Source organism: Mesorhizobium sp. B2-6-2 (assembly GCF_006440615.1).
GTDB lineage: Bacteria > Pseudomonadota > Alphaproteobacteria > Rhizobiales > Rhizobiaceae > Mesorhizobium.
Map to the genome: position 1 here is coordinate 1 of NZ_VFUG01000016.1, position 13468 is coordinate 13468.

Consider the following 13468-nt stretch of genomic DNA (forward strand, 5'->3'; position numbering starts at 1 on the left):
GACGACCACTTCATACAACATCGCTTATGCAAGGTGTCGCCGAAGGCGACGGATGAGGGGTGCTCCAGATGCCACCAACGTCTCACTCCGCTGGAACACCCCTCATCCGTCTCGGCGCTGTCGCGCCGATCCACCTTCTCCCACAAGGGGAGAAGGGAAAGCGCTACTGCCCCGGCCGTCCGGTCTTGCCCGGCCGGCGTTTTTGACGCCGCTCGTCGCCAGGGTCCTCGTAGGAGCCGATGCCGGCGCGCTGGCGGACGATCGGCTTGTCGTCGCGTTCCTTCGCGCCCGTCCTGCCGGACATCTCCCCCGCCGGAGGAGACGTTGGCTGCGGCTTCGCCGGCTTCGTTCCCTCGACCGGCTTTTCGGTGCGGCGCACGGTCATCTCGTCGAGCGAGTTCTTCCTGAACAGGGGCTTTGTCGGCTCGCCGGGAATGCCGAAATCGGAACCGTGCGCTTCGTGCGCGCTCTGCTTCTTGAACAGCGAACGCGACACCGCGCCGGCCGGGGTCGTCATGTCGGTGCCAGGCCCCATGTCGTCGATCGACGGCTTGGCGAAGAGCTGCTTCTTCACCGGCACGGCGCCGTCGGCGCCCATCTCGTCCAGATGCGGCTTGCGGAATAGGTTCGGCCGGGCAGCTCTGGCCGCCTCCTCGGCGGCGCGTGCCTCGTCGAGCTTGCGGAAGCGTTCCTGCTCCTCGACCGTGCGATGCTTGGCCACGCCCTTGTTGTGCCTGCCCTTTTCGCGGCCTGATGCGGGACTTTGCCCTTCCACCTCGCGCGCCAGCGGGTCGTCGAAGATGGCAAGTTCCATCTCGCGCAGCCGCTTGATCTCGTCGCGGACGCGGGCGGCCTTCTCGAAGTCGAGATTGGCGGCGGCGTCGCGCATCTGCTTGTCCAGCGCCTCGAGATGGGTTTTCAAATTGTTGCCGATCATCGCCCCGGCATCGTCGGTGAACTGCGAGATGTCGGCGCGGACATGGTCCTTCTCGTAGACCGAGTCGAGGATATCGGCGATGCGCGACTTGACCGATTCCGGCGTGATGCCGTTGGCGGCGTTCCACTCCATCTGCTTCTCGCGGCGGCGGTTGGTCTCGGCCATCGCCCGTTCCATCGAGCCGGTGATCTGGTCGGCGTAGAGGATGACCTTGCCGTCGACGTTGCGGGCGGCGCGGCCGATGGTCTGGATCAGCGAGGTTTCCGAACGCAGGAAACCTTCCTTGTCGGCATCGAGAATGGCGACGAAGCCGCATTCGGGAATGTCGAGGCCTTCGCGCAGCAGGTTGATGCCGACCAGCACGTCGAAGGCGCCGAGGCGCAAATCGCGCAGGATCTCGATGCGCTCCAGCGTGTCGATGTCGGAATGCATGTAGCGGACGCGAATGCCGTTCTCGTGCAAATATTCGGTGAGGTCCTCGGCCATGCGCTTGGTCAGCACGGTGACCAGCGTGCGATAGCCGGCCCGGGTTGTGTCGCGGATCTCGCCGACGACGTCGTCGACCTGGCTCTTGGCCGGACGCACCTCGACCGGCGGATCGATCAGGCCGGTCGGGCGGATGACCTGCTCGGCGAAGACGCCGCCGGACTGCTCCATTTCCCAACCGCCCGGCGTCGCCGAAACCGCCACCGACAGCGGGCGCATGGCGTCCCATTCCTCGAAGCGAAGCGGCCGGTTGTCCATGCAGGAGGGCAGGCGGAAACCGTACTCGGCCAGCGTCGCCTTGCGGCGGAAGTCGCCGCGATACATGCCGCCAATCTGCGGCACGGTGACGTGGCTTTCGTCGATGAAGACCAGCGCGTTGTCAGGCACATATTCGAACAAGGTCGGCGGCGGATCACCGGGCTGGCGTCCGGTGAGGTAACGCGAATAGTTCTCGATGCCGGCGCAGGAGCCGGTCGCCTCCAGCATCTCCAGGTCGAAGCGCGTGCGCTGTTCCAGCCGCTGCGCTTCCAGCAGACGGCCAGCCTTTTCAAGCTCTTGCAGGCGATGCTTGAGCTCTTCCTTGATCGACTTGATGGCTTGATTCAAGGTCGGGCGCGGCGTCACGTAGTGCGAGTTGGCGTAGATCTTGACGCTCTTCAGCTCGCCGGTCTTCTGGCCGGTCAGCGGATCGAACTCGGTGATCTGTTCGATCTCGTCGCCGAACATCGAGATGCGCCAGGCCCGGTCTTCCAGGTGGGCGGGGAAGATCTCGATGGTGTCGCCGCGCACGCGAAACGAGCCGCGCACGAAGTTGATGTCCTGGCGCTTGTATTGCTGGGCGACGAGATCGGCAAGAAGCGAGCGCTGGTCGAGCCGGTCGCCGACCTGCATCTGGAAGGTCATCGCCGTATAGGTCTCGACCGAGCCGATACCGTAGATGCAGGACACGGAGGCGACGATGATGACGTCGTCGCGCTCGAGCAGCGAGCGCGTCGCCGAGTGGCGCATGCGGTCGATCTGTTCGTTGATCGAGGATTCCTTCTCGATATAGGTGTCGGTGCGCGGGACGTAGGCCTCCGGCTGGTAATAGTCGTAGTAGGAGACGAAATACTCGACCGCGTTCTCGGGGAAGAATTTCTTGAACTCGGCATAGAGCTGCGCCGCAAGCGTCTTGTTCGGCGCCAGGATCAAGGCGGGGCGCTGCGTCTCCTCGATCACCTTGGCCATGGTGAAGGTCTTGCCCGAGCCGGTGACGCCGAGCAGCACCTGGGTGCGGTCGTTCCGATCGACGCCTTCGACGAGGTCCTTGATGGCGGTCGGCTGATCGCCGGCGGGCTCGAAATCCGAGACCATCTTGATGGCGATGCCGCCCTCAGATTTTTCCGGTCGGGCCGGGCGGTGCGGTGTCCACAGCTGGCCGTCCTTGTGCAGCGGATTGCCGGATTCGATCAGCGCCGAGAGCGCCGCGACCGTTGCGGTGACGCCGCCGGACGAAACCGACTCGGCATCCTCGAGGCTGATGTCGAGGCCGGCCACCGGGTTGAGGCCGGCGGCCGCGCGCTCTTTCGCCGAGGCGGCGCCGCCCATCGAGGTGCCGCGCGCGGTCCGCCCAGGCGCCGACGAGCGCTCGGGGATCTTCTTCGGGGCTTTCGCCTTCGGCTGCTTTTCAGCTTCGCGCTCGATCTGCCCGGCCCAATCGGAGATCGAGCCGGGCAGCGGCGCGCCGGAAAAGTCGGCCTGCGGCGCCTCGGCGAAGCCGCCGGGCTTCAGCGGCTCGGCGGCGTCGAGGAATTCGGTCAACGGGCTGCGCCGCTTCGACGCGCCGTCTTGCGAAGGCGTCTTCTTGTCAGGATGTCTGGCCATGGCCCGAATATGGGAGGACTCGGCCGAAATGGAAAGAGCCGAGTGAAAGGGCTCCGGCCGAGCGCGGACGCTGCTGACAGAAGGCTGTCAGGAGAGGCGTCATGATCCGATGGACCGGGGAGCGTCTGCGATTGCGGCGGCAAGCGCCGCGGCGACGGCGGCGCGGCGGGCCTTCGGTCCGTCCACCGGCCAGACCAAGCGGCGCTTGATGGTCAATGCCGGAACCTCACGGGCAATCTCGACGGGCTGGCCCGAGCGGAAATGCTCCCTCAGCACCAGTTCGCTGGCAAGCAGCGCGCCCATGCCGGAGATCGCGGCCTACATGGGCGCACCGAATTCGATCCGACGCTGGCCGTTCGCCACCTCAGAAGCTGCAACCTCGACCGCGACGGCGTCCACAGCGCCTTCCGCACGCTAGCCCGGCGCTTCGCGCCTGAGGAGGCGGAAGCGGTGCTTTATCAGGGCGCAATTCTCTGACGATAGCCAGGGGAATGGCGTCGACCTCGAAGGTACGGTTCCTCGCCCCGCAAGAGGCGGGGAGAGGTGTCCGCGAAGCGGACGAAGAGGGGGTTTCGTAAGGCGGAAGCCCTTCTCTTCGAAGCGCTTTCGCCGCCCGGACCGGCGCCCCCTCTCCGTCTCGGCTTTACCGAGCAACCTCTCCCCCATTTCATCTAGGGGACGCACACATTTCCAAGCGGCTGGCCTTTGGCGATAGCGTGCATGGCAGCTTGGCGCATGCATTGTCCAATGCAGCGCTGGTCGACCCCCACTCCGTCTCGGCTTCGCCGAGCCACCTCTCCCCGATCGACGGGGTAGAGGAAAGGCGCCAAGCTTTTTTGCCGTCAACGCCCGTCCAGCAACGCTCCCTTCCTTTCCCTCCGGAGGGGGGAAAGGTGGCGCTGCGAAGCAGCGACGGATTGGGGGAACCACATGGCAATCAAGCCTCGGCCTGATCGGTCGCGCCAGTCACAGAAAATGTGTGCATAGCATAGCCCATTTCATGAGGCGAGGAACCCAAGACAGCGGTCCTCAATTGAACCACAGCGCAAACGTCAAGAAACCGGCACCGCTGAACTCGCGCTGGATCTGGTCGAAATCGTCGCTGGTGAGGATCTTGCCGCTTTCGAGATAGGGCGCGATGCCGGGTCCGGTGATCGACAGCACCAGGTCGAAAGGTTTCGGCTCGTCGAAGAAGCGCTTCATGTTGATGCCCTTGCCGGCGATGCGGAAATGCGGCAGCAGCGCGCGGCCTTCGAGAAGATCCTCGGCCACCGTCAGCGTGGCGAGCCAGGCCTGCACCTGTTCCTCGCCCACCTCGAGGCCGGTGAGCGGGTTGACGCCCTTCTGCTGCGGTCCCGGCAGCCATTCGCGATCGTTGTCGGTCTCGGCCAGGATCGACTTCCAGTCTTCGCGCGACAGCCGGATCATCTCCAGCAGGTGGCGTCGCGCGGCCTGCCGTCGTTCCGGCTCGATCACCGGCCAGTTGACGAGATGCACCAGCGAGATGAAGTCGGCGAAGCGCCATTCCGAGGCGAATATGTTGCCGCTCATGCCGCCGTCCAGCGGCACAAGCGTATCCTGCAGAGGCAGCTTCGCGCGCGGGAACAGCATGTGGAACGAGCCGTCGAAGGCATTGCGGAAATCATGCGCCAGCCAGAAATCGGCCTGTGCCATCAGGAACTCGGCATAGCCTTGCAGCCAAAAACCGTCGGCGCGGTCGAAGCGGAAGGTGAGCGAAGGCGCGGCATCGCTTGTGTCGACGCTGCCGCGTGAGAGCGACGCCATGATGGCGGCGATGCTTTCGTCGGGCGCGAGCTTGCCATCTTCGTTGAGGTCGATGCCGACATGGGTGAGATCGACCACCATGCCGATATCGGCATCGGCGGGCACGGAGCCGAGTGTGGCGGCGGATTTCTCCAGCCGGTCGCGGAAGGCGAGCAGGATGGCGCGGAAGTCTTCATAGGTGAGCGGCTGCGGATTGGGATTGTCCGGCACCGGCAACCGCATCAGCGGCAGCATGAAGGATTTCGGGCTCTCGAAACCGTGGCGATGCAGGCCGCCGGCGAGGAGTTCGAGCGCAGTGAAGAATTCGCCGGCGCCGGCTGCATAGGCCGATGCCGGGTCCTTGGCCGCTGCCGCCTCCAGCGTCGACAGCGCCGTGTTCCGGTCGGCCACGCTCCTGGCCTCGAACATGGACTTGGCCGCGTCCGGCATCTCCGCCCTGGCGACGGACGCCGGCAGGAATGCAAACAAGGCTGCTGCAAGGATCGTTCTACGCATCGTCATCGCCCTCCACTGCTCGACGTCGCGAGCATACACGCATTTCGGTCAGCCCGAGATGTCTGTGCGAGATCATTCGAGGCTGGCTTCAACCGGCTCGTCAGACAGTCTACACAGGGCGAAACTGGATGGGCCCGTGTCGAACTATCCGCTTGCCTATAAACTGTCGTGGCTGCCGCGCCTGCTGAGACCGTCGCTTGCCGGCGACAGAAGCGGCTTCGCGGCGCCAGCGGCGACGCTGCTCGATCCGCAACCCACACGGAAGGTGCGGCTGGCCTTCGTCGGCGACATCTCGGCCGTCGCCAATCGCGATGCGCCGGAGTTCGATCCGGCAATCACGACGCTGCTTTCATCCGCCGACCTCGTGATCGGCAATTGCGAAAGCCCGATCGTCGAACGCGCACGCGCGGTGATGGGCACGCGGCTCGGCACGCATCATGCGATGAGCGAGCGTTTCCTGGCCGATGCGCTTGCAGCCGCCGGCATCGCGCGCGACAGGCTCGTGCTGTCCTTGGCCAACAACCATATGCTCGATCAGGGCATCGCCGGTTTCGAGGAAACGCTCGCGGCGCTGAACCGGCTCGGGATCCGGACCATCGGCACGGTTGCCGGCGGGGCCGTCCAGCGTCGTGAGGCCGGATCGCTGACGATCGGCTTTGCGGCTTTCACGCTCTGGCGCAACACGGATGCCGCGCCGTTCGAAGAACGCATCTCGATGCGTGCCGCCGAATGGCCGAGCGACGCCGTTTCCGGCATCGACCTCATCTGCGCCGTGCCGCATTGGGACTGGGAGTTCCGGCACTTTCCACGGTCTGCGACGCGGGCGCTGGCGAAGCGGCTGGCGGATCGCGGTGTCCGGCTGATCGCCGGGCATCACGCGCATGTCTTGCAGCCCGTCGAGCGCATCGGCGACAGCGTGATCGCCTATGGACTCGGCGATTTCCTCGGAACGGCTCTTGCCAGGCAGCCATGGCCGGCACGCATAGGCTCGGTATTCGTCGTCGATGTCAGCGCCGATCCGGCCACGCGGGGTAGGATCGCTGCCTATAGGCTGCATTTCTTCGCGCGCCTCGCCACCAATGGTCACGAGCGGTTGGTGCCTGTCGAGGCTCTGGACGGCGCGCTCAAGCAGCGGGTCGCGGCCCGACTGGCGGCAATTTTTCCCATGTCGGGGAAATGATAAGGATACGGCTTCGCCGTCGCTCTCTGCGCGGCCGACCTGAATCTCACCGCGCCTTAGGCAGGCTTACAGCCCAGTCAAACCGGCCAGCCAGTTCGCCGAGCGCTTCGCCGCGTCCACCGTCGCGCCGGCGGCGCGGCTGAGGTCGGTCTTGACCACGGCATAGCCGGCCTTGGTGCGGTAGAGCACGGCGCGGCCGCCATCGACCGACCCGTCGAAGGCAACCGGCTTTGCCGATTCCGTTTCGCTGGCGGTCACCGTTCCGCCGACCGGAGCGCTCGGGCGATGGTCGAGCTCGGGCGGCAGCGGGGCGATGGTTTCGACGACGCGGTTCCTGGGCTTCAGATCCGGCCTGGAAGCTTTCTCGGCAAGCTCGGAGGAAGAGGCCGAGCCCTTGACGCGGCAAATGCCTGAAACAAGCGGATAGTCGAAATTGCGCTGGTGCAGCATCTGGCTCTTCATCGCCGCTTCGCAGTCGGCGAGCGTCGCCCATTTGGCCGGCGTCTCGCCGATATATTCGCACAGCTTGGCGTCGCAGTCGCAGCCGACAATGGTCATGGCGACAAGGGCGGTCTTGATCACAGTCTTGTCCCTTCGAAATTGCCCTCTGCACCCTGGTTGCATCAATCCACCCCGAACAAGGCGGGATTTGGCCGCTATTGTGAAATGTGGATGACGGGACGTTTCCGAAGGTTGCTCAGCCGAGAACTGTGACTGAAATGCCTCAGTCGCCGGCGTGGACATGTTCCAATTTGGCGCCGGCCCGGTCGAGCGCCGGGCAGGAACATGTTGTTGCTGGCAAGCGGAACTCCGCAGGGCCACTGCGCGCCTTGGGATGCACCAAAAAGACAGTCGGCGCTGGGATTTCTCCCAGCGCCTCCCTGTCAGATCAGGAACCGGTTAAGGCAGCAACTTCCGTAAAGTCGTCGCGCCAGCCCGGCCTTGATTTTGACGGTCCTGCCAGTCGCCGCCCGAGGGCAGCTCCCGTTCCAGACCACGCCGATCTCCACCCTTGCGGGCTTCGCCCAGCGTGCCATCGAAGGTTATTCCCGGCCTTCATGGCAGCATCGGTCCGCCGTCGGCGTTAGCACGCTTTCCGCGGCACCCGTAGGTCTCGGTATCCGTCCCTCAAACAGGCGAGCCTGCTTTCGTTCCGGGCCGTACGGGCCTCAGGAAATCCGCCTTGCGCTTTTGCCTTTCGGCTGGGGCGTTCGGTAGCCGCCTGAGATGGGTTGAATGTACGCCGGGTAAGGGGTCCGGGGAATGCCGGTGCGCCTGTGGATAGCGGGATTATCGGGGACCAATGGCAAAAGCCGCGGAATCCGCCGACCGAACCGCTTAGACAGCCTGCCCCGCTTTTCTGTGACCGCTGGACGTTGGAGCCTTGCTCCGGCGCCCGGTCCGCGTTTCAATGTCGGCTAAAGATTTTGGGTACCAGCGCGGGTGCCGCCGCGCCTGTTGCGCGACTTGCCTCGGGGGAGGTCGACTTGAAAGTCGGGGTGGTTCTCAATCCGATTGCCGGCGGCGGCAGGCTCAAGCGGCATTGGGCGGAGGCCGCGACATCGCTCAACAGGAATTTCGGCGATTTCGACTTGCGGGAAACGCAGGCCAGCGGCGACGCCGAGCGATTGGCGATCGACCTCGCCGCCGGCGGGTGCGACCTGGTGATTGCGGCAGGCGGCGACGGCACCGCCAGCGAGGTGGCCGACGGGTTGCTGCAGGCACAGGATGAGACCGGCCAGGAAGCCGCGCTCGGCCTTCTGCCCTGTGGTACCGGCATCGACTTCGCGCGCGGGCTCGACTTGCCGCGCGGCATCGATGCGGCGCTGAAGCGGATCGCCGATTCCAAGGCGCGAAAAATCGACGCCGGACGCATCTGCTACATCGACGACCACGGCGCGCTGGCCAGCCGCCACTTCATCAACATCGCCAGCCTCGGCCTCTCCGGCGCGACGGATCGCGCCGTCAATGCCGACAAGCGCAAGGGCAGGGTCTCGGCCAAGGCGCTGTTCTTCTGGCGCACCGTGCTGGAGTTCATCCGCTACCGTTTTCAGGATGTCAGGATCACCGTCGACGACGGCGAGCCGGTTGAGGCGCGCATGGCGCTGGTCGCGGTGGCCAACGGCAAATTCTTCGGCGGCGGCATGATGATCGCCCCGGACGCTGAGCTCGCCGACGGCCAGTTCGACATCGTCATCCTGCGGGCCGCCGGCAAGCTTGGACTGATCCGCGACCTGCGGCTGCTCTATGGCGGCCGCCATCGCGACCATCCGGCAATCACCATCCTGCGTGGCCGCAAGGTGCTGGTCGAGCCGCTTGGCGATGCCGAGAAGAACGGCGCGCTGGTCGACATAGACGGCGAGTCGCCCGGCCGGATTCCGGCGACGTTCGAGATCCTGCCCGGCGCGCTGGCGCTGCGAGGTTGAATCAGCCGGCTAAGAGGCTGATTCAGCCGGTGGGGTCAGGCGATTGAAACAGCTGGCTAATTTCTGCCGGGTTACAGTTCGAGCTTGGCTGGAAAGCCGGGCGCGCGAAGCTCCGTGCCGACTGCATCCTCCAGCAGCTTGACGATCTGTGTCGAACAGGCGCCACCGCCATAGGCGCGCTTGCCCTCCTGGAAGATCGCGTTGACGCGGGTGGCAAGGTCGAGCGGCGCGCCGAAATCCCTGCCCATGGCAAGCGCGAAGCCGAGGTCCTTCAGCGCCAGGTCCATGGTGAAGCCGATGTCGTAGGAGCCGTTGAGCACCAGCTGGCTTTCGGTCTCGTGGACGAAGCTGTTGCCGGAAGAGGCGACGATGGCGTGGTAGGCCTGGGCGAGATCGAGCCCGCCCTGCTTCGCCAGCATCAGCGCCTCGCCGGCGGCGACGAGATGGATGAAGGCGAGCATATTGGTGATGACCTTGATCACCGCCGCCGAACCGATCGGACCCATCAGGAAGGATTTCGCGCACATCGCCTCGATGGCCGGGCGATGCCGTTCGTAGAGCGCGGCGTCACCGCCGACGAGGGCGGTGATCCTGCCCATCGCGGCCAGGTGCACGCCGCCGGTCACCGGGCATTCGAGCGTCTCGATGCTCTTGGCCGAGGCGATTGCGGCGAGCCGCAAAATCTCGTCGCGGCCATTGGTCGACATCTCGATCCAGGTGCCGCCCGCGGGCAGGCCCTGGAGCAATCCGTCGGGGCCGGCGAGCACCGTTTCGCTGACCTTCGGCGAGGGCAGGCAGGTGATCGCATTGCCGGCGCGGGCAGCGGCTTCCGCCGGGTTCGCCGCCGCAGTGGCGCCGAGCGCGACCAGGCGCTCGACCGCTTCCGGGTCGCGGTCGAAGACGGCGACGGCAAAGCCGTTGCGCAGCAGGCTGGCGGCAAGGTTGCCGCCGAGATGGCCAAGGCCGACGAAGGCGTAAGCGAGGCTCACGGCATCAGCGGCGTCTGCATCATCTGCAGATGCAGCTCCTTGCCGCTATAGGGATGGGCGTCGCAGACCGCCTCGTCGAGCTCGACGCCGAGGCCGGGCTCCTTCGAGGGGATGACGTTGCCGTCCTGCCACTCGATCTTCTTCTTGAGCAGCGTGGCGTGGAAACCGTCCCACTGCTTGAGCGATTCCAGGATCAGGAAATTGGGCAGCGTCACCGCGAGCTGGACGTTGGCGGCGCCGACGATCGGGCCGCAATAGCAGTGCGGCGCGACCTGGATGTGGTAGGCTTCGGCCATTGCGGCGATCTTCTTGGTTTCGAGGATGCCGCCGGAGCGGCCGAGATCCGGCTGCAGGATGGTCGCGGCGCGGTTCTCGATGACGCGGGCGAACTCGAACTTCGTCGTCAGCCGCTCGCCGGTGGCGATCGGAATGGATGTGCCGCGGGCGACCTGCGCCATGACTTCCGGCATGTCCGGCGGCACCGGCTCCTCGAACCAGAGCGGATCGTAGGGCTCGATGGCGCGGGCGAGCCGCAGCGCGCCCGAGGCGGTGAACTGGCCATGCGTGCCAAACAGGATATCCGCCCTGTTACCCACTGCTTCGCGGATCGCCTTGACCATGCGCGCCGACAGGTCGATGTCGATCAAGCGCGGCTGATGGCCGTCATAGGCGGTGTAGGGGCCGGCCGGATCGAGCTTCACGGCATTAAAACCCTGCTCGACATATTCGAGCGCGCAGGCGGCGGCCATGTCAGGGTCATTGTAGACGTTCTTGCCGCGCGCATCTTCCGAATGGACGCTGCCGGTGTGCGGGTAGAGATAGGTGTAGGAACGCAGGGTCTCGTGCACCTGGCCTCCGAGCAGCTTATAGACCGGCTTGCCGGCTTCCTTGCCGACGATATCCCAGCAGGCCATTTCGAGCGCCGAGAAGCAGCCCATGCCGGAGACGTCGGGGCGCTGGGTGAAGCCGGAGGAATAGGCGCGGCGGAAGAAATTCTCGATGTCATGCGGATCGCGGCCGACGAGATAGCGCTCGGCCATGTCCTCGATCATCCTCGCGGTGACATGCGCGGAGAAGGTGGCGTTGTAGGCCTCGCCATAGCCGACCACGCCGCCATCGGTGGTGAGCTTGACGAAGATGAAATACTTGCCGCCGATACCGGGCGGCGGGTTGCCGACAACCCAGGTCTTCACGTCGGTGATTTTCATTTGTGATCCTCCAGAACCAGGTCGGCGCCTTTCCATCCGGTCAGGATCGAGGCGGCGTTGGTGTTGCCCGTGATGTTGTCGGGGAAAATTGAAGCGTCGATGACACGCAGCCCCTGCAGCCCATGCACCCGAAGCCGCGGGTCGACGACGGCGCGCGCGGCGTCAGGTCCCATGCGGCAGGTCGAGACCGGGTGATAGACGGTGCCCGAGCGTTTCCTGAAATCCTGGATCAGGTCGGCGTCCGACTGGATCGAGGGACCGGGCAGCACCTCTTCCTCGATGATCTCGGCCATGGCCGGCATCGAGGCGATCTTGCGCACGAACTTCACCGCCGCCAGCATCTCGTCGACGTCGGCGTTGGTCGAATAGGCGTTGGGCGTGATCCTCGGATAGTCGCGCGGGTCCTTCGAGCGGATCATGATCTCGCCGTGGCTCGAAGGCCGGCAGTTGGACAGGCCGATCGAGAAGCCCGGCCAGGGGTCGGGCGTCAGGATCGGACGCTCGCCGCTCTTCGGGACGACGGTGGAGAAGGCCTGGAAATAGAGCTGCATGTTCTGCCGCGTCATCGACGGGTCGGTGCGGAAGAAGCCGCCGGCATTGTTCATCGACAGCGACAGCGGACCGGAGCGCAAGAGGATGTATTGCATGCCGACGAGCAGCTTGCCCCACCAGGGCCTGAGGACCTGGTTGAGCGTCGGCAGCTTGCCTTTAAAAGTGTAGTTGATGCCGACATGGTCCTGCAGATTGGCGCCGATATTGTCGTTGGCCTGCACGACGGGGATAGCGAGGTCGGTCAGCAAGGCCGCAGGGCCGATACCGGACAGCTGCAGCAACTGCGGCGAGTTGATCGAGCCGCCCGACAGGATCACCTCGCGGCCCGCGCGAGCCGTCTTCTTCTGCCCGCTCTGCTCATATTCGACGCCGACGGCGCGCTTGCCCTCGAACAGAATTTTCGTCGCCAGCGCATTGGTCTCGACGCGTACGTTTGAGCGCTTCATCGCCGGCCGCAGGAAGGCGCGGGCGGCGGACATGCGGCGTCCGTTCTTGGTCGTGATCTGGTAAACGCCGACGCCTTCCTGGGAGGCGCCGTTGAAGTCCGGGTTGAGCGGCAGCCCGGCCTGTTCGGCGGCGGCAAGATAGCGCTTGGTCAGCGGATGCACCGCGTTCGTGCAGTCTGTGATATGCAAGGGCCCGCCGACGCCGCGCCACTGGTCGGCGCCCGCTGCATTGTCCTCCAGCGCCTTGAAGGCGGGCAGGAGGTCATCATAGGCCCAGCCGGGATTGCCAGCGGCCGCCCAGGCGTCGAAATCCTCGCGCGCGCCCCTGATATAGACCATGGCGTTGATCGAGCTGGAGCCGCCGAGGAGCTTGCCGCGCGGCCAATGATCGGCGTTGCCCGCAAGGCCGGGATCCGGCTCCGCCTTGTAGTTCCAGTTGACGGCCGGATCGAAGAAGGTCTTGCCGTAGCCGAGCGGCATCTGGACGTAGAAGCGCCGGTCGGTTCCGCCGGCCTCCAGCACCAGCACCGAGAAGCGGCCCGAGGCCGACAGCCTGTCGGCAACGACCGAACCGGCCGAGCCGGAGCCGACGATGATGAAGTCGTAAGTCTGCATGATGGAAAAGCGGGCTCCGCAATGTTGCGCTTACCCTAGACATTGCCGGCTTGCGGCGTCGCCGTGGCTTCCGGCATGGCTTGTGAAAAAAGCGACCGGCGCCTTTGTGCTTAGCCGACGGTACTGTCGTCTTTGCGAAAGGCGCGGCTCGAAATCGATATCGGGTTGCCGCTGGGATCGCGGGCGTTGGCGAAGGCATAGCCGTCGCCCCGGTGCAGGGCGCCGAATTCCAGCCCTTCCTTTGCGCTGCCAGCGGCAAAGGCTTCAATGTCCTCGACGTCGAAGACCAATTTGACAGTCGATTGCCCCTTTTTCTGCCCCTTCGCCGCGAGATGAAGCATGAGACTTGCACCACCGGCCGGATTGACCAACTCAACGATCCTGTCGCCTTCCTCACGATGCGCTTTGAAGCCGAAGTGCCTTTCGTAAAAAGTCACCGCCGCTTCGATATTTCTGACGTAAAGGACGATGCGATTGAGCGGCAAA

General features: G+C 65.1%; 10 protein-coding genes. 2 read left to right on the plus strand and 8 right to left on the minus strand.

What is annotated here, in order from left to right; genetic code table 11:
• Nucleotides 1–163: 163 nt before the first annotated feature.
• From uvrB to FJ419_RS24040, 3 genes are all read right to left on the minus strand, one after another.
• On the minus strand, nt 164–3286 hold the full coding sequence (gene uvrB, locus FJ419_RS24030) for an excinuclease ABC subunit UvrB (RefSeq protein WP_140698939.1): 3123 nt from the start codon (nt 3284–3286) through the stop codon (nt 164–166).
• Between the two features lie 99 nt (nt 3287–3385).
• Complete coding sequence (locus FJ419_RS24035) at nt 3386–3589, minus strand: hypothetical protein (RefSeq protein WP_140698942.1); 204 nt, start codon at nt 3587–3589, stop codon at nt 3386–3388.
• 726 nt (nt 3590–4315) lie between these two features.
• Complete coding sequence (locus FJ419_RS24040) at nt 4316–5572, minus strand: hypothetical protein (RefSeq protein ID WP_140698945.1); 1257 nt, start codon at nt 5570–5572, stop codon at nt 4316–4318.
• Nucleotides 5573–5702: 130 nt separating this feature from the next.
• Here FJ419_RS24040 and FJ419_RS24045 point away from each other — a divergent pair, with 130 nt between their 5' ends.
• The gene (locus tag FJ419_RS24045; protein WP_140698948.1) at nt 5703–6746 is read left to right on the plus strand and encodes a CapA family protein; all 1044 of its coding nucleotides are present in this window, start codon (nt 5703–5705) and stop codon (nt 6744–6746) included.
• A gap of 66 nt (nt 6747–6812) precedes the next feature.
• Here FJ419_RS24045 and FJ419_RS24050 read toward each other — a convergent pair whose 3' ends face one another.
• Nucleotides 6813–7328: a hypothetical protein gene (locus tag FJ419_RS24050; RefSeq protein ID WP_140698951.1), complete on the minus strand. Its 516-nt coding sequence runs from the start codon at nt 7326–7328 to the stop codon at nt 6813–6815.
• A gap of 905 nt (nt 7329–8233) precedes the next feature.
• Between FJ419_RS24050 and FJ419_RS24055 the strand changes: the two genes are divergently transcribed.
• Nucleotides 8234–9172, plus strand: a complete 939-nt coding sequence (locus tag FJ419_RS24055) for a diacylglycerol kinase family protein (RefSeq protein WP_140698954.1) — start codon at nt 8234–8236, stop codon at nt 9170–9172.
• Nucleotides 9173–9243: 71 nt separating this feature from the next.
• On the opposite strand, the gene FJ419_RS24060 is transcribed toward FJ419_RS24055, so the two are convergent.
• The 4 genes from FJ419_RS24060 to FJ419_RS24075 all read right to left on the minus strand — a co-directional run bounded on the left by FJ419_RS24060 (nt 9244) and on the right by FJ419_RS24075 (nt 13467).
• A complete protein-coding gene (locus FJ419_RS24060) occupies nt 9244–10161 on the minus strand; it encodes an NAD(P)-dependent oxidoreductase (RefSeq protein ID WP_140698957.1) in 918 nt (305 codons plus the stop codon).
• A complete protein-coding gene (locus FJ419_RS24065; protein WP_140698960.1) occupies nt 10158–11369 on the minus strand; it encodes a mandelate racemase/muconate lactonizing enzyme family protein in 1212 nt (403 codons plus the stop codon). The genes FJ419_RS24060 and FJ419_RS24065 overlap by 4 nt, the downstream gene beginning before the upstream one ends.
• A complete protein-coding gene (locus tag FJ419_RS24070) occupies nt 11366–12982 on the minus strand; it encodes a GMC family oxidoreductase N-terminal domain-containing protein (protein ID WP_140698963.1) in 1617 nt (538 codons plus the stop codon). Before FJ419_RS24070 ends, FJ419_RS24065 begins: the two co-directional genes overlap by 4 nt.
• A 110-nt stretch (nt 12983–13092) precedes the next feature.
• Nucleotides 13093–13467: a VOC family protein gene (locus FJ419_RS24075; RefSeq protein WP_140699209.1), complete on the minus strand. Its 375-nt coding sequence runs from the start codon at nt 13465–13467 to the stop codon at nt 13093–13095.
• Nucleotide 13468: the final 1 nt, after the last annotated feature.

Bases quoted from the DNA above. Each gene is read 5' to 3' on its own strand.
- uvrB (WP_140698939.1), bottom strand. From the start codon at position 3,286: ATGGCCAGACATCCTGACAAGAAGACGCCTTCGCAAGACGGCGCGTCG.
- FJ419_RS24035 (WP_140698942.1), bottom strand. From the start codon at position 3,589: ATGGGCGCGCTGCTTGCCAGCGAACTGGTGCTGAGGGAGCATTTCCGC.
- FJ419_RS24040 (WP_140698945.1), bottom strand. From the start codon at position 5,572: ATGACGATGCGTAGAACGATCCTTGCAGCAGCCTTGTTTGCATTCCTG.
- FJ419_RS24065 (WP_140698960.1), bottom strand. From the start codon at position 11,369: ATGAAAATCACCGACGTGAAGACCTGGGTTGTCGGCAACCCGCCGCCC.
- FJ419_RS24070 (WP_140698963.1), bottom strand. From the start codon at position 12,982: ATGCAGACTTACGACTTCATCATCGTCGGCTCCGGCTCGGCCGGTTCG.